The sequence below is a fragment of the Sulfurisphaera javensis genome, assembly GCF_041154675.1.
GTDB lineage: Archaea > Thermoproteota > Thermoprotei_A > Sulfolobales > Sulfolobaceae > Sulfurisphaera > Sulfurisphaera javensis.
This window is the reverse complement of sequence record NZ_AP031322.1, coordinates 515,864-540,414: the sequence shown is the minus strand read 5'-3', so window position 1 is coordinate 540,414 and position 24,551 is coordinate 515,864. Positions and strand designations below refer to the sequence as shown.

Below are 24,551 nucleotides of genomic sequence, written 5' to 3'. Positions count from 1 at the left end.
AGGTCTTCTCTTATTTTAATCTATGGATAAACTTGTAGTAATTGGTGGTGGAGCTGCTGGAATGAGTGCTTCCTCTAGAGCGAGGAAGCTTAAACCAGATATGGAAATTACAGTGTTCGAAGCAACTAAAATGGTAAGTCATGCACCATGTGGAATCCCTTATTTTGTTGAGGGCTTATTTAATGATGAAAATTTATTTATGACCTATACGCCTCAATTTTTTGAAGAAAAAAGAAAGATAAATGTAAAGATTAATACTAAAGTTACTGAGGTTGATTTGGATTCTAGGATAGTATACGCTGAATCTAAAGATGGTAAGATAAAAGCTGAATATGATTATTTAGTTATAAGCACTGGTTCTTTACCAAAAAAACTTTCAGTAGAAGACGGAAATGATAGAATATTTTATGCCCATCATCCAGCTAATGCAGTTGAGCTTAGGGAGAAATTATGGTCTTTAAATAATATTGCAATTATTGGTGGAGGTATACTTGGAGTAGAAATGGCCGAGGCTTTAACTCACTTAGGAAAGAAAGTAATTCTGATCCATAGAGGAAAATATTTGCTTAATAGGACTTTAGACCAAGAGTTAGGAAATATTATCACTCAAAGGATAATGAAAGATGCTGAAGTAAGGTTAGATGAAAGAGTGGAAACCATAAAGAATGGAGGAAGGTTAATAATAACTGATAGGGGTAAATATGAAGTTGATGGAACTATAGTTGCGGTTGGTGTAACGCCCAATGTTGAATTAGTAAAAGATAAGATAAAACTAGGGGAAACTGGAGCAATTAAAGTGGATGAACATATGCGGACAAATTATAGAGAGGTTTATTCTGCTGGGGATAATACGGAATCAATTCATATAGTTACCGGTAAACCATACTGGGTACCCTTTGCACCAGTAGCAAATAAAATGGGATATGTTGCTGGAAGCAATATTGGTGGTCATGAAATGAAATTCCCAGGTGTTGTAAATACACAAATAACAAAGTACAAAGAATTTTACATAGGAAGAGTTGGTCTTCAAGAAGATGAAGCAAAAAGATATGGATTTAAACCGATTGCAGCAACTATATCTGGGAAAACAAGAGCTAGATATTACCCAGATGCAAAAGATATTCATATAAAAATTATTGCTGACGAGAATAGCAAGAAAATATTAGGTGGGCAAATAGTTGGTGGAGAAGAAGTACTAGGCAGAATTGATATGTTAGCAGCTGCAATAATGAAAGGGTTCATAATTGAGGATACATTCTTTATAGAAATGGGTTACTTACCAGCAATAAGTAGAGTATGGGATCCTGTTATTGTTGCAATAAGACAATTAATGAAAGATGAATAAGAAGTGGTAATACCCGTTGGTATTACGCCATATTTAAATATTTCTATCGATATTTCTTATATGAAAGATGGCTGAGAACAAGGGATTCTTTGTATTACTCGATGAGATCATTCAAAAATACGTAAGAGATTACTTTAATCTCCTTGTAAGTGGTAATGAAGAGAAAATTAATACTGAAATACAGATAGGCGTAAAAGAAAAAGAGATTGTAACTGAAGTTTCACCAAGAAAATATAACGGAAGCATTTACGCTATTGATGGAAGTAGTAGAAGCCTAATTTCAGCAGGTGGTATAATTAGTATTAGTACTTTAGCTATTTCTTCTCATATTTATCCTATTTATGGCGTTTATCCTTCCGTTTTCGGTTTACCTTCTTTACCAATAAAAAAACCTTTTATCGGACTCGCTTCCACTAATCCATCAAAAGGTAAAATAGAACCTTTCATATATTCTTCTAATCCTTATGTTACATCTATCTCGCTTACTGGAGAACCCTTTTTATCTACATATGAGCCTGAAAGAATCGAAACTGAGATAAGAAGTGTACTTGAAACTGAAGGATTAAAAATAACCAAAGATAAGGGACTTACGATCATTGATGGTCCCCTATTTCCTTCATACGTTTATTTGCCCGATAAAGTAAAAACTATATTATTCAAAGAAAGAACTAAAATAATAGACAATAACTATATAGGAATAGTTAAAAGATTAGATAAATCAAACATTCTAGTCAATGCATTAAGAAATAGCCAGGATTTTCAAAATAAATATAAAATTAGTCCGAGTAGCTTCCTATCAGATGAGGCTTTTTTATATCAATTAGTGAGATTTAATTATAATCCTCCTTATCCTAATTTAGCTGTAGGACCATTAATAAGAGAAGTAGAAAAAGTTAGGTATTACATAAATTACTTAATTATTCCTTATCATAAATATATTCCTAAATTTTCTATTTTAAGAATAGAATCCTTAAACAAAGAAGCTATAAATCTCGTGGCCTCTTTACCTTTTTCAGTAGATGGAATTCCTAAGATTTTGTCTGTAGCTGACAAAACAGCAAAAGATCTTTCTAGTGGAATTCTGAAGTACATTATTTATTCCATAGACAGGTTAGGAATTCAAGAAAGCTTCAAGAGTAAATTTGAGGTGTATAATCTTGTCTGAGGATTTTATATCATCTATTAAAGACCGTATGGAGAAAGCTAAGGCTTTAGCCATAACATTAGGCACTATAGTAGGAAGAGTAGCGAAATATATACCAAATAAAATTGATGAAGAAAACAATACAGTAAATATTGTTTTAGATGCACAAACTTATTATAAATATCCCTTCTTAGGAAGAATTGGCATTCTTCTCGGTGCAATTGATATTAAAACTTTGTATTTTGTTCTTTTGCGAGTAATTGGTTATGAACGAAGTGATGTATCTTCGTTACTCTTTTCCGATTCTCCTTTAATTTCAGTCAATGAAACTGGAGATGAAGAACCTGGATCATTAGTTTCTAATGTAGTAGTTAAATGTGAAATGTTAACTAAGATAAATGTACTTGAGTCTACTGAACCAGAGGCTGCTGATATAGTCATAGAACCTCAATCACCAGTCATTCTTCCTAATCCTGATATAATAGAGAGAGCATTAGATACAAATAGAGGATTGTTAAGATTGGGTCTTCTTGATTCACCAGAAAATAAAATTAAAGTTAGTATTAGTCTCGATGATCTAAATTATCATATGTTAATTTTAGGTACTACTGGAGCTGGTAAAACGTCATTCGTTAAAGATCTTATAGCTGGAATATACAAAATAGCTGATGATACAAAGGTCTTTGTCTTTGATGCAACTGGAGATTACTATCACATATTTTTACCACCAGATAAAAATAATAAGAGCGTTAAGGAGAGCCTTTCAATGTTTGAATCTTTATATTCTAAGTTTAATGAAATCAAGCTTGGAATTATCTATCCCATTTCAAGAAAATGGCTCAAAAAATATACTGGTGGAAAGAAAGACTTATTATCAATTACTTCTTCTTATTATAATTTATACGTAGAACCTATTGTGAATTATTTAAGAAAAAAAGGGTTTAATTTTTATATCTCAGTTAATCCAGGTAATATTGTTATAAGTAATAGTGAGTGGAAAGCTGAAACTTACATTTACCCTTTTTATTTCAAATTTAATGATATAAAGAAAATATTACATAGACTAAATCCATATTTTTCTGAACAAGCAACTCAGTTTCTTAAAATCTTAATAAAAAAGAAAGGGTCGCAATACAATTCTTTAGACGATTTAATTGAGGCTATGGATACTGACGACATAGAAAAGATAAGTATTCATAAAAGTACTAAGGAAAACATAATTAGAGGATTATATCTACTGAAAGAAACAGGATTGTTTGATGTCGGAGTGAAAAAAGAACCGCTTAAGAAGATACTTAATGAACCTTACAAGTTATTAGTTTTAGATTTGTACAATAGTGAGTTAGATGATTTCTCCCAGAAGATAATTACATATTATTTCCTTGATAAAATTTTCGAATTAAGAGAACTGGAAATGAAAAAAGGAAATCTTAAGGACAGACTGGTCCTTATAATAGATGAAGCTCATAAGTTCTTTCCTTCTGGTAAAGGAGGAGAAGAAGATGCTAATTATGTGAGAAGAGTAGCTGGTAAAATATCTACCATGATGAGATTAGGTAGGAGAAGAAGGATTGGTTTCATCTTTTCAACCCATAATCCTAACGACCTTTCAGATATAATAGTTCAATTAGCAAACACAAAAGTGATTTTTAGAATAAAACCAGAAGTTGCTGAGAACTTAGGAATATCTAAAAGTGATGCAAAAATTTTAAGTTGGGAAAAGAATGGTGTAGCTTTCCTTCTTTCGCCCTGGTTAAGAGAAGGAAAGATTAAAATAAGAGTACCAGTACCACCTCCATTAGGGCATTACGATTTATCTAAGGCTGGTTAAAATGAATGAACTTTCACAATCTTTAAAAAAAATGAAAATAAAAGGAGATAAAGAAAGCATTCTTCAATTCCTAAGAGAAGTTATGAGATTACTTCCCCCTTCTGACGATTTTGGTATAACTATAACAAAAAAAGGAGTTCATGAATATGTTTTAGATAGGCAAGGAATAGTTGTGATTTCCCTATCGGAAGATGAATTTTTGCCTTATTTTTCTGCTAATCACAAAAGAATAGATATAGATAAAGTGCCAGACGACGTATTAAAAGAAGTAAAAGAAAAATGGAAAGAAATACTAGACCAATTAAGGGATTATGCAATAGAATATTCAAAGTTAGATAAAAAATTCTTAAAAGTTGCAGATGAAGTTAACGGTGTCATATTTGAGAATCTCTGAAACTAAAGTAATTACTAAAAGAATTATACATTATGAGAATACTAACTTCCTAGGTAGACTACATGGCGGAGACATGCTAAGTTTCTTAGTTGATACTGGAATGATTGCTTCAATGAGAGTTGCTAGAGGATTGGCAGTAATTGCGTCATTAGATGACGTAGTATTTAAAAAACCAATAATGCTTGGAGATATAATAGATATTGAAGCAGAAGTAGATTATGTAGGAAATACATCTATGGAAGTTTCAATGAGAGCATTAAAAGGAAACGAAACTTTAGTGGAAGCTACTGGCACTTATGTTAAAGTTGATGAATTTTTAAGACCTACTATTATAGAAAACAAAATAGTACCAGAAACTGAAGAAGAATTTGATAAGTTTAACAAAGCATTACATAGAAGGCAAGAAAAAGCAGAAAGCATAAAGGATAGAATAAAGAAAAGATATGATACTTCAGACCCTACAGTAGGGTTAAGATATAGATCAGAATCAACTTACTTTATTACTCCAGAAATGACATATGATGGAAAGATAATTTCTGCTGGAAAATTATTAAAACTTATGGATGATATAGGTGGAGCCTTATGTTTAAGTTACATAAATTATGAGAACTATAACCCAGAAAACGGGGCTGTTGTTACAGTATCCGTAAACAGTACTAGTTTTTACACTCCTATTAGATTGTCAGATATAATAAAAATACGTGCAGGAATTTCATATGTAGGAAGCACTTCATTCGAAGTTATATTAAACGTAATAAGACTAGATACAAAAAACTTCGTTGAAGAGCATGTAACTACTGCTTATTTTAATTATGTAAGAATAGATAAAAATGGAAAACCGGCTAAAGTAAAAGAATACCAACCTTTAACTGAAGAAGAAAAGAAAGCATATATGGAAGCATTAGAAAGAAGGAAAAAATTTATAAAAATGTAATTTTTAATAAACATGGCTATTTATAAATTAAAGGAAACTAGCTTTACTTAAGTTAAGTTAGAATTAAAATAAATAGATCCAATATTCTCTTATGAAAGCCTTAGTTTTTGAAAAATCTGGTTTAGAAAACCTAAAACTATCAGACGTGAATCAACCAGAGATAGGAACACACGATGTATTAATAAGGGTAAAAATGACTGGAGTAAATCCTATTGATTATTTTGTTGTTAATTTCATTCCAGTAAAACCAATACCTCACATACCAGGTGCAGAAATTTACGGAGAAGTTGTAAAAGTTGGAGATCACGTAAAAGATATTAAAATTGGAGATAGAGTAGTTGTTTATAATAGAGTCTTTGACGGAAAGTGTGATATGTGCTTAGAAGGCATGGAAATGTTATGCAGAAATGGCGGAATCATAAGTGTAATTACTAACGGCGGATTCTCAGAATATTTTTCAGTACCAGAACATAATGTAGTAAAAGTTGAAGACATTAGTGAAGAAATTGCAGCTAGTTTACCAGTAGCTGGGTTAACAGCTTATCATGCGCTAAATACAGTCCAAGTATTTAACAAAACTGTAGTTGTTTTCGGGGCTAGCGGAAACACTGGTCAATTTGCTGTTCAATTGGCGAAGATGATGGGAGGTTATGTAATAGCTGTAACTAGTAAAAACTGGATAAAAGACTTTGGTGCAGATGAAGTAGTAAGTTATAATGAAGTTGAGGAGAAAGTGAAAAAATTAACTGATGGTAAGATGGCAGATATAGTAATAAATTCGGTCGGATCTTCTGTTTGGGATAAGAGTCTTTCAGTTTTAGGAAATAATGGTAAACTCCTATTCTTCGGAGGAATAACTGGAAGTAACGTAAACTTAGATTTAGGAATGATATATGGAAAACATGCAAGTCTAGTTGGAACAACTGGAGGAAACAGAAAAGAACTAGTTGAGTTAGCAAGAATTGCAAAAAGACTGAGAGTGAAAACATGGAAAGTTATGAAATTAGAAGAGGGACAAGAAGCATTAAAAGCATTATTTGATAAAAATAGAGATGGAAGAATATTTCTAAAAATAGAATAAAAATTATGAATAAAAAATTTTTATTTAGCTTTTTATGCCCAATAACCAACAGTTGATGAGTATGTAGTGGATGAGGTGGTTGATGTTACTGCTGGCATTGTGAGTATCCATGGTACTGGTCTGAAGAACGTTAGATTCACTACAACTCCATTTCCTATTACTATCGGATCTTTAAACGCATATCCGCTAGATAACCATGTCCACATAGTAACTTGCTGTGAATCTGGGGTTATTATTAAGGTAATCCATGGCTCAGTAGAGTATAATTTAGTTGTTACTTGTCCATTTATAGCATAGGCAAATCCTAATATTGGAGTTTGACCATTGGGAGCATTTGGCAAGTTATTTAACTGGTAATAAATTATTGAGAATTCATAAGTCTTTAATGTTGTGTTACTTGAAGTATTTACTATATAAGAGCCTGGTTTAATTATAGTAATTATATTACCAGCAAATATTACACCACCTTCCGTTCCATTTACAGTATAAGTATATGCCATCACTGGGTTCATTCCATATACTGGAGAAACTGAAACTGAAGCTGACATTGGTGGTTGTCCTACTGGAGTTTGAGATGCTTCAAATATCCAAATGACTGGTTTGAAGAATTGTATATTAGCTATTACACCATTCCCGTATAACCAGTGGTCAGCGAACTTGTAACCTCCTCCAACATAAGTAGTTCCATTAAATGTTCCACCAAACCATGTCCATGAAGTCCATGTATCTGTTGCGCCCAATACTACAGTTATTGCTGGAGATGGGGATTTAGAGGCAGTAACTAATTCCCATACTGGTGAAATTTGACCGTTAATTGCAAATGCAAATGCATACAATGGTGTGTAAGATGTATTTGGCGGTGCGTAAACTCCCTCCATACTAAATGTTATAACTGAGAAGTTGTATACTGATAAAGTTGTATTAGTCTTTGTGTTATAAGCATATGTGCCTGGCTCAATAGTTACTATTATATTACCGTCAGTTACAACAGCTCCTTGTGATGCATTCACAGTTACAGTACTTTCACTATTTACTATGAATGTTGCTGGCCCTAATGGATAGTATATAGTATCAGAGGCAATTGGAACCATCTGAACATTCCATACTTGTTTTACTATTTGCCATTCTGCAGCAGTTGAATTGTATATGAAGTATGTAGTAACTACAGAGTGCATATCATATATAGCTGGGAATCCAGGTTGGCCTTGATTAACAAAACCAAATATCACAGTATCGTTAACAGTTAATGTAGCATTAGCTCCAGAAGGAGATAAGTTAATTTGGACTGTTGGTGGAACGACAGTTCCATTTGGTAGCAAGTTTTGTAAATATTCAAGTACAAATATAAAGTAATTATCCCAACTACTGAAGAAGTTCTCTATATTGCTTAAACCTTGATAAGTTCCAGCTTTTAATCCAGGTGGCAATGAACCATTAATAACTAGAGTTGCAGATGGTGAGAAATACTGAGCAATAACGTTCGGTGGGAATTCTGCACCTAATGCATTAATTTCGTATAAATACTCTTCTAAAACTTGATTTGACTGTAACGTATGCTGTGATGGATAACCTGCAATAACAGCAGATGGAGGAACTTCATTTCCTTTCCACATTAAACTCGTTATATAAGGAACTCCGTGAATATATTGAACAGTGATTATGTTAGAAGCGTTAAAGACTTGCAAATATACTGGATCATTTGTTGGTGCTACAAAGTATTGAACAACATCGGTTATTTGGTAAGTATTATTATTCATTGCCGTAACTGTTGGTAAAGCAGTAGTGTAGAAGTACACAGTTTCATAAGTAGAAAAGAAATCTGATAACCAGGTTGAATTAAACGTTGATAATGTATATGTTCCAGCAAATGGAACACCTATTATTGTTGCTGTGAAATTAGGAGCTAGGAAGGGAGTAACGTCATTTGGATTTTCAATTGCAATACCGTCGTAAAATAGCATAACGACATCCAATGCTGCCCCTTCTTTGCCGGAAGTAGTCTTAGTAGCTTGTAATTGAGCTTCTAATTGGCTTATATTATGTTCAGCTTGCATGTATAAACTTTGATACATTTGAAGCAATGATTCATTACCTTTTAAGTACATTTGTAAAGCATTATACATTGATTCTAATGCTGAATAATTCTTAGCTAACTGATTATATTTTGTTTGTAACGACATATACTCGTTACTTAAATTCATGTATTTTGAAGACATCATTGAAAGAGATGAATAAGAGGATTGTAGAGAAGAGTATTTGCTTGAAACAGTAGAGTATTCGTAGAAACCAATTGCCGCTATTATTAATAATATTACAACAACTACTGCGAAAATTATGTTCGAAATCCCTTTCATTTTAGGTCAAAAAAAGTTCGTAAATTAGTATTTTTAAACTTTTACCCAAAACAACGATAGAGAACATCATTTGTTTAATTACTCGCAATATACACTTTATTTTATCCTACATTATGAAGTAGACGCTCCGTTTTTGTAATAAATTTATAAGCATTTTTGTAAGTTAAATGAATATGCCTAAATACTGGATCATTCTAATTATTTTCCTAATTATATCAATTTATTTAAAAATTGTTGGAGAAAACAATTTTCCTCTTAATGCAACAGTTTTTAAACTTATCAATTATCATCAAGTCTCTTACTTAAATCCTTTCTTCGTCTTTTTTTCTAAATATGGAAGAGAATATGTTTGGATACCATTAACTGCAATCTTGCTTATCTTTAAAAAAACTAGGAAAATAGCAATAACATTAGCAGCATCATTTATAGTAGCAATAATTCTTGGAGAAGCATCAAAAATTCTAATGGCACAACTAAGACCATTTTATTATATTTATCCAGACTATCTTTTAGTTCCTAAACCTACTGATTATAGTTATCCTTCTGGTCATGCACTTATAGTTGGAGATGGTGCTATGGTTCTCTATAAGACTTCGCCAAAATGGTTGTGGATTCCTTTCATGATTGAGGCTTTGATAGTATCTTATTCAAGAGTTTATGTGGGAGTTCATTGGCCAATCGATATTCTTGGAGGATGGTTATTAGGTTCTTGGATAGCATACTTTACAGTTGATATGGAAAGGAGAGGAATTCTAAGGCCAATAGAGAAGTTATTTAAAGTCAGTTAATAATCTTTAACATAATGTTAATTATTGTTAGACTTGCTGGAGAGATAGGAATTAAATCACCTAGGTCAAGAGCTAACTTTGAATATTCATTAATAAATAACATAAAAAATGTGATAAATGTTAAAAACGCTAAAATAGATCAAGGCTACATAATATTAGACGTAGAAGGAGACTATAACAAACTAAATAAAATTTTTGGAATTTCTTCATATTCTCCAGCAGATGTTATCTCTTTTTCTAGTTTGAAGGATATTTCAGAATATGTTAGGAATAAATATTCAGAGGTTGTAAAAGGAAAGAAATTTGCAATTAGAGTTAAAAGAACTGGAAAGCACAATTTTACTAGCTTAGATGCAGCAAAAGTAATTGGAAGCACATTATATCCTTATTCTTCTGGTGTTGATTTAGAAAATCCAGATGTTGAAATCTTTGTAGATATTAGACAAGATTATGCTTATGTGTATGATAAAGTCTTTCATGGCCCTCAAGGTCTCCCAATTGGAACTACTGGAAAAACAGTTGTACTTTTCTCTGGCGGATTTGATTCACCAGTTGCTACATGGATGATGATGAAAAGAGGAGCTTTAGTTATTCTCTTGAATTTTAAGTTAGGTGGTGAAATTCATAAGAACACTGTAATTGAGGAAGCAAAGATACTTTCAGAATGGAATAGTGGACATAAAATTAGGATTTTCTTTGTAGATGGAATTAAAGTGCTTACTAGTTTAACAAAAGTGAATAGTTATATTAGAGTCATAACATTAAAGAGAATAATGTACAGAACAGCAGAGACGTTAGCAAAAGAAATTAATGCGTACTCAATAACTACCGGAGAGTCTTTGTCTCAAGTGTCCTCCCAGACGATGAAGAACTTATTTGTAACTGAGTATAACATAAATATACCCATATTTAGACCCCTAATTGGGTTTGATAAACAAGAAATTATAGAACTCTCTAGAAAGATTGGTACTTATGAATACTCATCAAAAATGCCTGAGTATTGTGCAATTTCCTCTAAGTCAACAACAAGCGCCAAATTAGAGGAAGTAATAAAAGCTGAAGAAGAAGCTAACATTGATTATAAAAAATTGATAGAAGAAGCCGAAATTGTAGAGATCTGATCAGCTCTCACACGGCCATATCATCTATCTAACCGGGGTTCAGTCATCATTTTCAAAAACTTCATTAACTCATTTTTAGCTTCATCTAAGCTTGAATAAATTTTTGGCGGTCTCTTAAAATAATAACCACATATTTGAGGAATAGCACCACCAATTCCCTTATCTTTTGCAAATTTAGCTATCCTTATCAGGTCTATTAAAGGAACAACAGCATTCGGTGCATCTTGTGTTTTGAAGGAAATGTCAATTCTGAAAGGAACACCAAAAGAATAATATCCCTCAATAACCATATAACTTACTCTTCTATCACCAAGAAATTCCACATAATCTGAAGTGCCTGCAACAACCTCAGCATCATCAGCATGAGATGCAATAAAATTAGATTTAATTCCCTTCTTTAAATCTTTTCTCCAATCCTCTAATGTAACATACGTTTCAGTTGTACCCGCAATATCTATTTGATAAGTCCTTGTAACTTTTACTCCTCTGTTTTTTAAGAACTCAACTATACCAGTATGTAGTATAGTTCCACCTATTTGACTAAGTAAATCGTCCCCTAGTAAAGGTATTTTTCGTTCTGCAAACTTATTAGAATAATTTATCACTATTTCTGCTGGAGAGGCATTTATAAAAGCTGTATTAGCTGAAAGAGAGGCTTCAGCATAGTACTCATTTGCTTTTTGAGTTCCAGCTGGTAAAAGACTAATAGAAACATCAACACCTTTTAATTCACTTTCAACATCAGCTGGTTTTTCTTCAGATTCTTCAATAATATTCATTAAAGAGCCATCTAAACCATCTAATGTTGGACCTCTTTCTACAATCACATCTGAGTTAACTTCAACATATTTGTTTACAACATTTGGTTTCATAAATATTGCTTCAGAGAGCTTTTTCCCAACCTTTCTTTTATCTATATCAAAGGCCTTTACGATTTCGATTTCTGCTGGAGAGTAAGGAAGATCTAATAAACCAGGCAAATTTTTACCTTGTTTTATCCATTCTAATCCTTGTAAAAGAGCACTAGCAACATTTCCTACACCAAAAATAGCTACCTTGATCAAAATATAACACCTACTATCAATGGAGCAACTATACCCAAAGCAATACTTAAAACTGATGCTATAATAGATGCCTCTCTTTCTGTAGAATTAACCTTTTTAAATTCACCTTCTCTGAATATTTCTCTAATGGGAGGAATATAATAACCAGCGGAAACTGCACTATTTAGAAATCCTATAACAGTAAGCCATGGCTGGGAGAAAGATGCTTCTAAAACAAATAATTTTGCCCAAAAGCCTAAAATTGGTGGTATACCTAAAAGGCTTAGTAAAAGCACAGTAACAGAGAATGCTAATACTCTATCAGCTGAGCTCATCCCTCTAAAACCTTCAATATAACTAGTACCAGTAACCTTTTCTATGTGAGATAAGGCTATAAATAAACCAGCTTGAGCAATTGAATAAGCTAATAAATAGATCATTAAACCGCTTGTGGCTACTGTAGGATTATAAGGCAACATAGTTATTGCAATTAACATAAATCCTACCTGAGTGATACTACTATAAGCTAACATCGAAGCAAAATCTTGCCTTGAGAAGGCTACAATATTTCCAAATATTAGACTCATAACAGTGATCAATGCAAATATAACGAAAATTGAAAGAGCAAGTAAACCAGTAGGTTTCAAGAAGTAAATAATGACAAATAATGGGGTTATGCCAACTATTTTTCCAACACTAGATACAAAAGCTACTGATACTCTATCTGACATTGAATAAACATCAGGTAGCCAAGCTTGAAATGGAAATGCTCCAATTTTGAAGAGAAACGCAATAGACAATAACATAATACCTAGAATAATTAACGTTTGATAAGTTATTGAAGCGTCGAGAGCCAAAGAACCTATTCCTAAGATATAGAACGCAAAGCCCAAAACCATTAATGAGCTTGACAACAATCCCATTACAATATACTTTACTCCAGCTATGGTAGATGAATAATCCTTCCTTATCATTGCTATTACATACGTAGCAGCTGAAGCTATTCCCCAAGATGCCAAAATAGTAACTACATTATACGCAAAACTTAAGTACATTACTCCTAGATCAGTTAACATAGCTAGTGATAGAAATGACGATCTTGTTCTAGAACTCTCAAGATGATCGATTCCTCCATAAATTGTTATGATTGTTGCAATAATAGCAGATATAGAAATAAAGTATCCAAAGTTAGTTAAATATAAGGTAGAGGAAAATAAAGGATAATCATAGAAGCCCAAAGAGTAAAATATTATCAATGTTAAGAATGATATTAACAGAGCTCCTAAACTTAAATCTACTGACATCATATATCTCTTACGACTTCCATCATCTATGTAAAGAACCGCTATTGAAGAAAATACTATTAATATTGAGGGAAGGACTATCGGAATATATTGAAGTATCATCTTTCATCACACCCCTATCAAGAAGAATATTACAAGAAAAGCTAAGATAATTAAACCAACTAGATACATAAAAATATAATCTCTCAATATTCCAGTCTCAGTCCTTTTGAAAATATTGTTTCCAGCCTTAATTAGACCTTGTGGAAGATTATAATTTAATGACAAATCAATAACCCCATATTCAAATTTCTGATAAACTCCTAAAGCAAAATTATAGCTAGCAATGCCAAACTTATCAAAAGCTGGATTTATAAACCAGCCGTAATATAGGAAGTTAATTAATGGTCTTGCACTATTATATTTACCTAAATCAAGACCGTTAAGATATATTCCTAATGCTATAATTACACCTATTATCGCTAAAGACAGTGAAGGTATATCAAAAGTCACATAAGAAGAACTTAGACCAATACTTGTAAAGAATGGAACCAAAATTGGCAGAAATATAACTCCTAAAATTATTGATGCCAAAACTAAAAACGCTGGAGCTATAACCATTAATGGATGTACATGACCTTCCTCATGAACTTCTTCTCCATTTCCCCATAAAAAGGCTTTTACAATGTATCTTATTATATAAACACCTCCTAAGAATTCTGTTATAACGTATAATGGGAATATTGGAGTGTTTGCTGCTAAAACTCCTATTAGATTATGAGCCCAAAAACCTACAAGTGGAGGTATACTTGCTAAATTTAACGCAGCGAGCAACTGAAGTACAAATACTGATTTTAATTTCGTATATAGTTTTTTGAAAACACCTACATATCTGTTTTCAGTATAATGAATAACGCTACCAGCATTCATAAATAATGAGGCTTTGTAAGTGCCATGAGCAAACATTTGGATTAAGCCAATAATTATACCAGCATATAGATAAGATGAATTAGAATAAATTGAAGCTAATAAACCTCCTATTGATGATGATAAAATCATTAAAGATATCTGATCTGCAGTAGAGTAAGCTAGTATTAACTTTTGCTCATTAGAAGCTAAGGCTGATGTACTTGTGTAAATTGCAGTAAACATTGAAACACCAACCATAATACTCATGAATAGAGTAGTTTGTGAGCTTGGATAAATTAAGTAGGGATAAACAAAGAAAGTTAATATAGCCCCTAAATTAACCATTGTAGCTGCATGTATTAATGCACTTACTGGAGTAGGGCCAGTCATTGCGGTTAATAACCATTGAGTTAATGGGAATTGCGCACTCTTACCCAATCCACCTAAGAACATTAAAAGTAATATAACCCATGCATAAGGAAGTTTATATAATAAATTGAAAGTCGTAAACAAACCAGAATAAATAGTAGTTATACCAGAATAATCAGACATAGTAGTAAGGTATAATAAATATCCTAACGCAGTAATTAGACCTACATCACCTATTCTTGTAAATATCATGGCTCGTATACCACTTGTTGTTGGTTTAGATAAATATTCTATACCAAATACCTTTCTTCCAAAATCTCCTACCACATTTCTTTCATTATCGTCTAGCCAGTAGCTTATTAAACCATATGAGGCTAGGCTTGTCCCTTCCCAACCGGCCAAAAACAATATGATATTATCAGCATAAATTACCGCTAACATCGAAGAAACGAAAAAGCCGAAAAAGCCCCAGTACCTCCTTAAAACATTGTCCTCTTTCATATAACCTATACTATAGATAGAGATAAAGAAAGCTAAAGAAGACACAAATACTCCTAAGATTGCTTGAAGTAGTGATGAGCTGAATGTAAAGTAACTAAATGCTGTAACCCCACTTTCAGGAATAAATAGAGAAGAATGTAATGAATTGATTAGATTTAATATGGCTAATCCCATAGATACTCCTATCAAAATAGTAACTAAACTTCCTCTAACATCTTGATTCATTGGGATTATCAAAGACAGAAGAGAACCAATTGCTGGTAAGAACACTATAAAGAATAAATTGAATGAAGTGTTAGTGAAGTATTGTATAAAGTTATTAAATGAATGAACTAAGAGTTGAGGAAAGAAGAAGAATATTATGCTTGCTATTGCTATTAATAACATTGGAATAGAATATTCATTAATATTATCTAAGCTTTGTTTCCTTTCTTTTACTCCGCTATATACTTTCTTAAATAAATAAGTAGCATAGCCAGAAGACATACCAATTGCAATCATTAATAGAGCTACAAGAAGTATAAAGAATCCCTCGCCTATTAATGGAATTAATTGACCAGCTGAAAGAAGCAGAAGAACCTCACTAACTAATCCAATAGTTGGTGGTAATCCTATGATATTCAGAATTCCTATAAATGATAAAGTAGTATGCAAAGGAGATACCAAATATAGTCCTCCTAACTTTTCTATATCTCTTTCCTCTAATTCAGTTATAGCTGCACCAGCACTCATGAAAAGTAAAGCTTTACCAAAACCGTGAGATGAATAGATTAAAACTGATGCAATTACACCAAGAGGCAAATCTACCGTTGAAGAAGATAAGCCCATAAAGAAGGCTATTGATGCACCAAGTAGCATATATCCCATTTGAGAAACACTAGAATATGCTAAGAATCTCTTAAAGTCTCTTTGAGCTAAAGCATTGATACCTCCATAAATCATCGTTATTAAAGCCCAGCCTATAAAGATAGGAGCCAAATATGAGAATGATGGAAATAGATAATAATATTCAATTATTACAAAAATTCCTAACCCTACCATATTAGGACTTAACAGTATGGAAATTGGAGTAGGAGCTTCTCCATGTGCATAAGGTAACCAAATATTAAATCCTGCTTGAGCTCCTTTCACTAACATTCCTATTACTCCTGCTAAGAAGACTAAAGATGCGTAAGGTATTGTGGAGTAATTATATACTTCACCAAAACCACTGTAAATATCCATCTTCCCAGATATTAATCCTAAAATAACGATTGATGATAAAGTAAGTATTGTACCTACATGAGTCCAAATAAAGTAAAGTAAGCTAATTCTCCTTCTATCGCCATAACCATAAAGAAGGATCAACAAAAATGAAGTTATTAGAGAAATCTCTAGGAAAATATATAATTCTAATAAGTTGGTTGAAATCACAACATAAAGCATAGATATAGCAAACAATGAGTAAAGCCCGTAATACAAGCCCCAATTTCCATATTTAAGTTCATGAAATCTTTTCTCCATGTATCTTAAGGAGTAATATACAGTAACTAGAGTAACTACTAGAATAGTTACTATAAATGGATAATTAAGATCATTTACTGTAAATCCAAAGTTTCCTATATAATTAGTTACGTAAAATTCATAAAATAAACCATATCTAAATAAAAAGTAAACATTAACAACTATTGATAAAAATGATAATATTGCACTTATTTTTTTATCTTTTACAAAAAATACTAATGATACAATTAAAAAGGATATTATGAAAATTAAAAGAGACATCATTTTTCATTCAACCTCCAAACTATCCTTGTTTCTATAATAGAGAATTATAGCTGCAAAAGCTACTACAACTTCAACCAAACCCATACTAACTGCAAAAATAGAAAAAACAATAGGAAGATAAACTCTACCTAGAATTGCAGAAGCAGAAAAAACAAGAAGTATAGCTGAATTGAAAATAATCTCTGAAGATAATAGTATTCTAACAATATTTTTGCTATTTAACAGTCCATAAACACCAATACTACCAATTAAGATTCCAACAACCAAACCAAGATATGGTAGAAGCATTTTAATCCCTCCTAGCCAAAGAAATTGCCTCGATCATTGTTGTAAGTAAAGCTATTATTAGAATGATTGCTGGAAACCAATAATTTTGTAATATATCATTAGCTAACGTTTGTAAACTAAATGCTTGTAACGATGAGACTGGAGTTATTCCAGAGAAAGTTATAAGTAAATCAACAAATATGAAAACTCCAACAACTAAAGCTACTACTGGAGCCCATGGAATTTTCACTTCTTTAACATTTAGCCCTCTAAACATCACTAAAGAAATAGCAAGAAAGACTACAGTAGAACCTACATAAAGGAGAATATGAAATGCTGAATAGAAAGCGTAAGAAACATTGATTAATGCTATCATAGCTGCTACAGAAATGCCAAGGAAGACTAAACCTATAGCAGCATAAAACACATTCTTTTGCCTAGTTATAAATAATGCTGATGTTATACTTATTACACCAAAAAATATGAAAAATGATATTTCAAAATCACTCGTCAGGGACATATTTTATCCCCTTCTTCTCATCTATCACAGTTTTAAGTTTCTTTACTACACCTTGAGAAGGAATTGGTTGATCAAAATCTTGATCAAACCTATCTGGTCTAAACACTAGATCTCTTCTATTCGTAAATACAGCATCATGAACTCTAGTTTCCTTTAACGCATCTACCGGACACACATCTACACAAAAACCACAAAAAACACATCTGCCATAATTTATTGTAGGAAACTTTTTACCTCCCTCAGTTACCATTTTCATCGCATCAGCTGGACAAATAAGAGCACATAAAGTACAGCCTATACATACATTTTTATATAGCCTAATCATTCCTCTATAGCCAGTTGGCAAAGTGAGTGATTCTTCAGGATACTTTACTGTTATTCTTTGAGGTTGAATCATATATTTTATTCCGGTGCCTACTGCATTAAGATGATCTGCAAATAATCTAAATGGATTTTTTTCCTTTTTATATTCTTTTACTTTATCCATAACCATCCCACCACCATTCCTAAAACTAAAGATGCGAAAGCTACGGGAAGTAAATATTTCCACGAACCTCTTAATGCTTGATCTATTCTATATCTACCATAAACACTTCTTAAGAACACTGTAAACCATAAAACAATTATTGCTTTTATTGCATTTAATAAAGCCCCTGGTAAGCCGTTAAGTGGTAACCAACCACCTAAGAATAAGTCAGAGAAAACAAAGGACAAAGCAAAAGTAGCAATATAACTACCACCCATAGCTAGAACAAATAAAAATCCACTGTACTCTGTTGCAGGGCCAACAACTAACTCACTTTCAGCTTCGACTATTTCGAATGGAAATCTACCAGTTCCCATAAGCATACCAACTAAGAATACTATTGCAGCTAAAGGATTTGCAACTATTCCAGGTATCCCAGACTCAACAACCTTCGCTATATCTAACGTATGATACTCAATAGCCATAGCAACAACTGACATTATTAATAGAACATCATAAGAAACAGCCAACAAAGCTTCTCTAACTGCACCAACTACAGCAAATCTGTTATTAGTAGCCCAAGCTTGCAATAGTATAAAAACTGGTACAATAGATGCTAATCCGAATATTAGAACCATATTATAAGGAACAAAATAACCAACGAAAACACCCATATTTATGTTAGAATCATAGAAGAAGTGATAGTAAGGTGAAAGTATAGATCCTGATTGTGGAATTGATGAAAATGGAATAAGAACCATTGGTATAAAAGAGAATGCTATTGGAAATATTGGAGCTAAAACATATAAAGTAGGATTAACTCCTACTGGTACTATTATTTCTGAAAATACTAATCTTACAGCATCAGCAATTAACTGAAGAATTCCACCAGTTCTCTTTGAAACATAAAGAGGACCTATTCTCATTTGAACTCTAGCAGCAGCTTTTCTTTCAAACCATATCGTAAGTAATAGTATTATTGTTGTAAAAATTAATCCTGGAAATATAATTACAGCAAAAAAGGATGGATAAAAGAAATAATATCTAATTGCAGAAAGAATATCAACCATTACCTATCAGCCTCCGGAGGGAAATAATCTAAACTACCATAAATTGCAACTAAATCTGCATAACGAGCTCCCTTTACTAATTCTTTAAAAACATAAATTAAACGATACGAAGGAGTTATCATTCTTAACCTATATGGATGCGGAGACCCATCACTAACTAAGTAGTATACAAGTTCACCTCTAGCCGCTTCAACCCTTGAAATTGCCTCTCCTCTAGGTGGTCTAAATGATGCATAATATCCTGGAAAAACAATTCTCCTTTGCCCTTCCCACCATTTTTTTAGTCTTGTTGGAGGAATTTGTTTAAAGAACCTATCACTTAGTATATTGCCTTCTGGTATATTTTTAATAACTTGCTCTAGTATTCTCATACTTTGCTCTATTTCCTCAAATCTTACTAAAAGCCTAGCATAAGCATCTCCTTCTTTATAGACTGGAATTTCAAAATCAACTTTATCGTAAGCTGCATAAGGCTCAATTTTCCTTACGTCATAATAAACTCCAGAAGCTCTTAAGTTTGGTCCAACAGCACCCCACTTTATTGCATTTTCTCTGCTCATAACTCCTACGTTTTCAAGCCTATCCCTAATGTTAGGATTTCTTACAAAAATTTTATACCAATCTTGGACTTTTTTCCTTTGATATGCGATAGCTTTTTCTATCATCTCCTTTATTGCTGGTGTTAAATCTCTTCTAACTCCTCCCGGTATGATGTAAGAGTTAGTTACTCTAGCCCCAGTAAGTGCTTGAAGTATTTCAACCCAAACTTCTCTATCTCCAAATCCCCACATAAATCCAGTAGAGTGCCCTAAGAAAATTGCCAAAATGCCAGTACCATATAAGTGACTAGCAATTCTGTTTATTTCTGCAGCCAAAGTGCGTAAGTATTGAGCTCTTTCTGGAACATCAACTCCAAGAATTTTTTCTACTGCCATTATATAACCTAAGTTCATATGTATAGAATCTAAGATAGCTGGCCTTTCCACTAACGGTATTAAATGCATATAATTCCTTACTTCACTTAATTTTTCTACTGCCCTATGGACATATCCAACATCTAAATCGGCATCAACAATAATATCACCATTTAATTTTACATAAATTCTCATGTGGCCAGATCCAGGATGTTGAGGCCCTACATTAAGTTCTCCTTCAACTGGAATAAACTCAACTTCCATTCCAGTGGGGTAAGGAATATCAGCCTGGTTTGTCAACAAATAACCCCTCCGTCTTTATTTTATAACTTTTTCTCATAGGATATACTCCCTCAAAATCTTCTGGCAAAAACAACCTTCTAAGATCTGGGTGACCTTCGAAAATTATTCCATACATCTCGTAAGTTTCTCTTTCTCCAGTCCAAACACTCTCCCAAATAGAATATAAAGATGGCAATCTAGGATTATCATATTTTATTTTTGTTCTTAAAGCTAGTATTGTTTTTGCTAAGTCTAAGTTAGAATAAGAAGATACATGATAAACTATCTCAAATTCTTGAGTTTCTGGATAATCAATTGCAGTAACACTCTTGACGTGATCATAACCTAAACTTTTAAGAAACTCAGCAACTTGGAGAATCTGTGATTTATCTACTTGAATAAATCCTCTTTTGTCACTCTCAGCTTTACCAGCAACTTTGAATTTTTGCTGTACTTGAGCAATAATGCTATTCAAAATAGATTGTTGAGTCTGAGCCATGTAATCACCTTAAGAGCCAATATTCAATAGTGTTAACTTGCTTCACCGCATAATAAAGTATTGGATATAAGATTACAATGCTTGATAGAATAATTATTAAAAGATTCCTAAATAAAATAAAGGAAGTATCATAAGCAGCCTCAGCTATCGCAAAGAGTAAAACCACAATTGGTTCAATTGAAGTATAGACTAAAATGTAACCATAATATTGTAATGGAAACCAAAGTCTTCCTTCACCATAAGGTATATTTCCAGCTTCAAACCTACTAACTTTTATTGGATTATATTCACTAGGAACAATCATTGAAAGAATTTTATAACCACCATATCCTGCCAAAAGAAATAATATAACGGGTAAGCCAAAAGCGAGCAAAGCTTGAGTTAATGCCATCAATAACCATTAAAGTAGAGTCCTAATATATTTTTCTACTAATTGTTTGAAAAAGGTAATTTAAAAGCAAAAATTAATTTAGAGCATTTGTATAACCTCTTTCAAAAAAAGTGAATTTACTTTAAATGTTCCAATATCTGTTTAGAGTTTCTTATGCATTTTAAAATTCCATCTCTTACTACTCCCTCAATACACCTCTGTGAAATAAATTCTACTTTATCGTTTGAAAGAACTTCATCTAAAGTTATTGGTTCTTCCCTTATGAAGTTTTCATGAATTATACAATTTGGACCAGCATACTTAAATAAACGCGGGTGAACTTTCTTTACTTCTTCTAACATTTTCCATGCTATAGCCCTAATTTCCCATTGTGCTCTACTACAAAGCCTAAGTGCGAAGAAATTATACAACTCTCTAGCATTCATCGTAACAACTATGTTAGTGTTTACCCCATTAGGTAAAACATATCTAGCATCTTCTTCTGGCACACCGTTCTCTAGTAATTTATAATAATGTTCATAAGCTGATTTGTAAGCTTCATTTATAATTTCATTAGCCCTTTTTTCTGTTGATGGCGGTATGACGGGTTTATAATACTCATCTACTGGTTTTGCAAACCTATGAGACATTTGAGTATAAGATGCTATCCTATGTCTCACAAGCTGGTGTGAAGCTACTCTTGAAATACCCTCTATGGAAAAAGTATAAACAGAATGTTCTAACACACTCCAATAACCATGAAGTATTGCATCTTTTATCCATGTTTCAATCTCCTCATCAGTCATAGTTTGAGCATGGTAATCCCAACCTTTCCTAGATCTACTCATTTTAGAGGCAATTGCAATAACTCTCTCTCCATCTTTAGTATAAGAAACAAGTTCAACTTTCATTTAAAAAATACATTATGAGTTTAGAGTGAAAAAACTTTTTGCTCATTACTTATTAATCCAAAACCTATCTTAACCAATCACATTACTTAATTTTTCTACTAGACGAGTGAATTGAGCAGCATTCTTTTCTGCGTCTTTTTCTGTTTGATCTAAAACCTTTTTGATTTCTTCATTGTCTCCTACTTGATTAATTCTTTGCTTATATATCACAATTTTATTTAACTCATCTTCAAGAGAATCCAAAACTACTTTGATTACATCTTGGCTTACTTTGCTGGTTTTTACAGCTCTTTCTCTTAGGCATGTATAATGAACTACTGCTTTATTAGATAAGAAAGTGAAAAGCTCATCCCAATAAATTGGTTTTCCGCAAAATCCACATGTCCATTTAGTTTGTGGCCTACTCATCACAGACAGTAAAACATTAATTCATAATAAGCATTGCGGTATTCATGATAAGCGAAAAAGTATTATTGGATGCGAAGTTTTATGATAAATTAGTTGGAATCTTCTTCACAAGTGAAAACTGCAGTATATGTGATGAGTTATTTGAAAAAATAAGGAAATTGCCAATATCACAAAAATATTACCTTTTTAAAGTAAATGCTAATGAGTATTTACAATATACAGTTAGACTAACAAGAGGTATAATTCCTTCCTTAAGTATTATTGATTTAGAAGGAAGAATGATAGCAGTTATAGAATCTATAGATATAGATTATATTCAAGAAAAATTAAGAGAAATTTACTCTAAAAGAGACAAATTGCCCGGAATAGAGTTCCCAAAGCCAAAATCTGTTGAAGAAATTAACGTTGCAGAATTTTTCGATATAGTTAATTTCGCTATGGATGGAAATCCAATAGATTTCAGAGGTATTGAATTTCTTCTCTTTTATGCAAAAGTCCATAAAGATTATGAGAGATTACTAAACATTATAACACCATTAGATCCTATAGGAAAATTTCTCGTTAATGGAAAACTAGAAACTACATTGGACGAAACTTACACTAACATCCTAGCTATAGAGACAATTTATAACATTTCTGATGTTAAAGATAAACTCTTAGAGAGGATTAAAGATGATGGGACTGTTTTTAGAAGTTCGAGGAAAGAAGTTATTGGATTACTAGTTGATGAGGCTATAACAGGATCTGCATTACTATCACTTTATCAAAGAACTTTTGACGATAAATATCTAAATCTCTCTCTAAAAATCTATGATTGGATAATAAAAAACTTAGAAAGCGATATAGGGTTTAGAGATTCCCCAGTAAATGACCCAATAACTAAACATGAATATTTTGAACCCTTAGCTAATTCTGAAGCTTCTATATTCTTTACAAAATTATGGGCTATTACAGATGATTCAAAAATAAGAGAGAAAGCTGAAAAGGCATTAAAAATTGCCTTTACTTTAGGTAGTGACATAAGAGTATTATCAAGAGTTGCCATTGCTTATATAAAATTAAATGAATTAATAAAGAGTAAGAAAGAAGTAAAAAATGATATAAGAGTTGAAATAGTTAAAGATAATGGATGTAAAGAAGACTATAAATATAAAGACTCTTGCTATGACTCGCTAGATAAAATAGAATTTAACTTATTTTAACATAGATTTTCTTAGTATAAGTTGATAATTTTATGGGACTCCCTCCCTCACAAATTATTCTAAATGCCTTCATTTTATCAATAGCCACTATTTTTCCTATCATAGAAAATCCATAATTCTTTAGTGTCTTCGGAGCATAAACAGAAGAAATTCCTTCTAGGATTAAATTGTTTGTTGAAATAGACTTTACAATTTTATCAATAGTACCATTAACCAAAGCTGAGCCAAAAATAACTGTAGAATCACAAACTTCACTGGAAAATGAAGAAAAAGGCTTAATTATAATTTTACCTAAATTAGCCTCTTTATTCGCTACAAAATCGTATGCAACTATTGAGGAAAATTTCGTAGTATCAACTTTAGGTGAATAACCAAAAACACATAGTTTTCCTCCTTCTAAAGTGTCCAATGGGTCTCCCTCAGTAGGATTTGGTATATCGCTTACAGCATTTAATATTGATAATAAAATACTCCTTTCAATCGAGTTGTTTTTAAGAGAATTAACTATTTCCTCTAAGTCCATTCCCATTAAATCTCCAGCTAATGAATTATCTCCATCTAATACAGTATGTGCAATCCCTAAGCTTCCATCATTTATTAAAGAAGCTGTAAAAGAAACACCAACACAAGTGTTTATTAATTTCTTACCTTTAATAGCAAACTTTAATTCCTCGATAATCTCATCTAAAATCATAAGTTAAAAATTAAATTTGAAATTAAAAACGATGATGTTGTTCCACCCCTACTGAGAGGTGATTGAACCCGCAATTTCTGAGTG

At 32.2% G+C, this 24,551-nt stretch carries 23 protein-coding genes; 9 read left to right on the top strand and 14 right to left on the bottom strand.

Annotated elements, in window-relative coordinates:
- Positions 1-22: 22 nt before the first annotated feature.
- The 6 genes from ACAM25_RS02880 to ACAM25_RS02855 all read left to right on the top strand — a co-directional run bounded on the left by ACAM25_RS02880 (position 23) and on the right by ACAM25_RS02855 (position 6,729).
- Positions 23-1,345 (top strand): FAD-dependent oxidoreductase, encoded by a 1,323-nt coding sequence (locus ACAM25_RS02880; RefSeq protein WP_369610839.1) that lies wholly within the window; start codon positions 23-25, stop codon positions 1,343-1,345.
- 67 nt (positions 1,346-1,412) lie between these two features.
- The gene (locus ACAM25_RS02875) at positions 1,413-2,510 is read left to right on the top strand and encodes a DNA double-strand break repair nuclease NurA (RefSeq protein WP_369610838.1); all 1,098 of its coding nucleotides are present in this window, start codon (positions 1,413-1,415) and stop codon (positions 2,508-2,510) included.
- 28 nt (positions 2,511-2,538) lie between these two features.
- Entirely contained in the window at positions 2,539-4,320 is a 1,782-nt protein-coding gene (locus ACAM25_RS02870) for an ATP-binding protein (protein WP_369611591.1), read from the top strand.
- A 1-nt stretch (position 4,321) separates the two neighbouring features.
- The gene (locus ACAM25_RS02865) at positions 4,322-4,714 is read left to right on the top strand and encodes a hypothetical protein (protein WP_369610837.1); all 393 of its coding nucleotides are present in this window, start codon (positions 4,322-4,324) and stop codon (positions 4,712-4,714) included.
- A complete protein-coding gene (locus tag ACAM25_RS02860) occupies positions 4,692-5,648 on the top strand; it encodes an acyl-CoA thioesterase (protein ID WP_369610836.1) in 957 nt (318 codons plus the stop codon). Before ACAM25_RS02865 ends, ACAM25_RS02860 begins: the two co-directional genes overlap by 23 nt.
- 91 nt (positions 5,649-5,739) lie before the next feature.
- Positions 5,740-6,729, top strand: coding sequence for an alcohol dehydrogenase catalytic domain-containing protein (locus ACAM25_RS02855; protein WP_369610835.1), 990 nt, complete (start codon positions 5,740-5,742; stop codon positions 6,727-6,729).
- Positions 6,730-6,761: 32 nt separating this feature from the next.
- Here ACAM25_RS02855 and ACAM25_RS02850 read toward each other — a convergent pair whose 3' ends face one another.
- On the bottom strand, positions 6,762-9,083 hold the full coding sequence (locus ACAM25_RS02850) for a hypothetical protein (RefSeq protein WP_369610834.1): 2,322 nt from the start codon (positions 9,081-9,083) through the stop codon (positions 6,762-6,764).
- Positions 9,084-9,256: 173 nt separating this feature from the next.
- Here ACAM25_RS02850 and ACAM25_RS02845 point away from each other — a divergent pair, with 173 nt between their 5' ends.
- Positions 9,257-9,871 (top strand): phosphatase PAP2 family protein, encoded by a 615-nt coding sequence (locus tag ACAM25_RS02845; RefSeq protein ID WP_369610833.1) that lies wholly within the window; start codon positions 9,257-9,259, stop codon positions 9,869-9,871.
- A gap of 14 nt (positions 9,872-9,885) precedes the next feature.
- Entirely contained in the window at positions 9,886-10,992 is a 1,107-nt protein-coding gene (thiI, locus tag ACAM25_RS02840; RefSeq protein ID WP_369610832.1) for a tRNA uracil 4-sulfurtransferase ThiI, read from the top strand.
- A gap of 20 nt (positions 10,993-11,012) precedes the next feature.
- Here the strand turns inward: thiI and ACAM25_RS02835 are convergent, their stop codons facing one another.
- From ACAM25_RS02835 to ACAM25_RS02780, 12 genes are all read right to left on the bottom strand, one after another.
- Positions 11,013-12,056: an inositol-3-phosphate synthase gene (locus ACAM25_RS02835; protein WP_369610831.1), complete on the bottom strand. Its 1,044-nt coding sequence runs from the start codon at positions 12,054-12,056 to the stop codon at positions 11,013-11,015.
- Positions 12,053-13,441 carry an NADH-quinone oxidoreductase subunit NuoN gene (gene nuoN, locus ACAM25_RS02830; RefSeq protein ID WP_369610830.1) on the bottom strand — a complete coding sequence of 463 codons (1,389 nt, stop codon included), beginning with the start codon at positions 13,439-13,441 and terminating at the stop codon, positions 12,053-12,055. The genes ACAM25_RS02835 and nuoN overlap by 4 nt, the downstream gene beginning before the upstream one ends.
- A gap of 6 nt (positions 13,442-13,447) precedes the next feature.
- A complete protein-coding gene (locus ACAM25_RS02825; protein WP_369610829.1) occupies positions 13,448-16,864 on the bottom strand; it encodes a proton-conducting transporter membrane subunit in 3,417 nt (1,138 codons plus the stop codon).
- Between the two features lie 3 nt (positions 16,865-16,867).
- Positions 16,868-17,152, bottom strand: coding sequence for an NADH-quinone oxidoreductase subunit NuoK (locus ACAM25_RS02820; protein WP_369610828.1), 285 nt, complete (start codon positions 17,150-17,152; stop codon positions 16,868-16,870).
- A gap of 1 nt (position 17,153) precedes the next feature.
- Positions 17,154-17,651 carry an NADH-quinone oxidoreductase subunit J gene (locus tag ACAM25_RS02815; RefSeq protein WP_369610827.1) on the bottom strand — a complete coding sequence of 166 codons (498 nt, stop codon included), beginning with the start codon at positions 17,649-17,651 and terminating at the stop codon, positions 17,154-17,156.
- Positions 17,635-18,138 carry an NADH-quinone oxidoreductase subunit NuoI gene (nuoI, locus tag ACAM25_RS02810; RefSeq protein ID WP_369610826.1) on the bottom strand — a complete coding sequence of 168 codons (504 nt, stop codon included), beginning with the start codon at positions 18,136-18,138 and terminating at the stop codon, positions 17,635-17,637. Before nuoI ends, ACAM25_RS02815 begins: the two co-directional genes overlap by 17 nt.
- Positions 18,126-19,187 (bottom strand): NADH-quinone oxidoreductase subunit NuoH, encoded by a 1,062-nt coding sequence (gene nuoH, locus ACAM25_RS02805; protein WP_369610825.1) that lies wholly within the window; start codon positions 19,185-19,187, stop codon positions 18,126-18,128. The genes nuoI and nuoH overlap by 13 nt, the downstream gene beginning before the upstream one ends.
- On the bottom strand, positions 19,187-20,365 hold the full coding sequence (locus ACAM25_RS02800) for an NADH-quinone oxidoreductase subunit D (RefSeq protein WP_369611590.1): 1,179 nt from the start codon (positions 20,363-20,365) through the stop codon (positions 19,187-19,189). The genes nuoH and ACAM25_RS02800 overlap by 1 nt, the downstream gene beginning before the upstream one ends.
- A 19-nt stretch (positions 20,366-20,384) precedes the next feature.
- Positions 20,385-20,882 (bottom strand): NADH-quinone oxidoreductase subunit C, encoded by a 498-nt coding sequence (locus tag ACAM25_RS02795; RefSeq protein WP_369610824.1) that lies wholly within the window; start codon positions 20,880-20,882, stop codon positions 20,385-20,387.
- 4 nt (positions 20,883-20,886) lie between these two features.
- Positions 20,887-21,273 (bottom strand): NADH-quinone oxidoreductase subunit A, encoded by a 387-nt coding sequence (ndhC, locus tag ACAM25_RS02790; protein ID WP_369610823.1) that lies wholly within the window; start codon positions 21,271-21,273, stop codon positions 20,887-20,889.
- 116 nt (positions 21,274-21,389) lie between these two features.
- Complete coding sequence (gene thyX, locus ACAM25_RS02785) at positions 21,390-22,163, bottom strand: FAD-dependent thymidylate synthase (protein ID WP_369610822.1); 774 nt, start codon at positions 22,161-22,163, stop codon at positions 21,390-21,392.
- A 69-nt stretch (positions 22,164-22,232) separates the two neighbouring features.
- Entirely contained in the window at positions 22,233-22,571 is a 339-nt protein-coding gene (locus ACAM25_RS02780; protein ID WP_369610821.1) for a DUF2175 family protein, read from the bottom strand.
- Between the two features lie 44 nt (positions 22,572-22,615).
- On the opposite strand from ACAM25_RS02780, the gene ACAM25_RS02775 reads away from it, so the two are divergent.
- Positions 22,616-23,773: a hypothetical protein gene (locus ACAM25_RS02775; RefSeq protein WP_369610820.1), complete on the top strand. Its 1,158-nt coding sequence runs from the start codon at positions 22,616-22,618 to the stop codon at positions 23,771-23,773.
- Here ACAM25_RS02775 and ACAM25_RS02770 read toward each other — a convergent pair.
- On the bottom strand, positions 23,760-24,467 hold the full coding sequence (locus ACAM25_RS02770; protein ID WP_369610819.1) for a DUF364 domain-containing protein: 708 nt from the start codon (positions 24,465-24,467) through the stop codon (positions 23,760-23,762). The two genes, ACAM25_RS02775 and ACAM25_RS02770, sit on opposite strands and share 14 nt — an antisense overlap.
- Between the last annotated feature and the right edge of the window lie 84 nt (positions 24,468-24,551).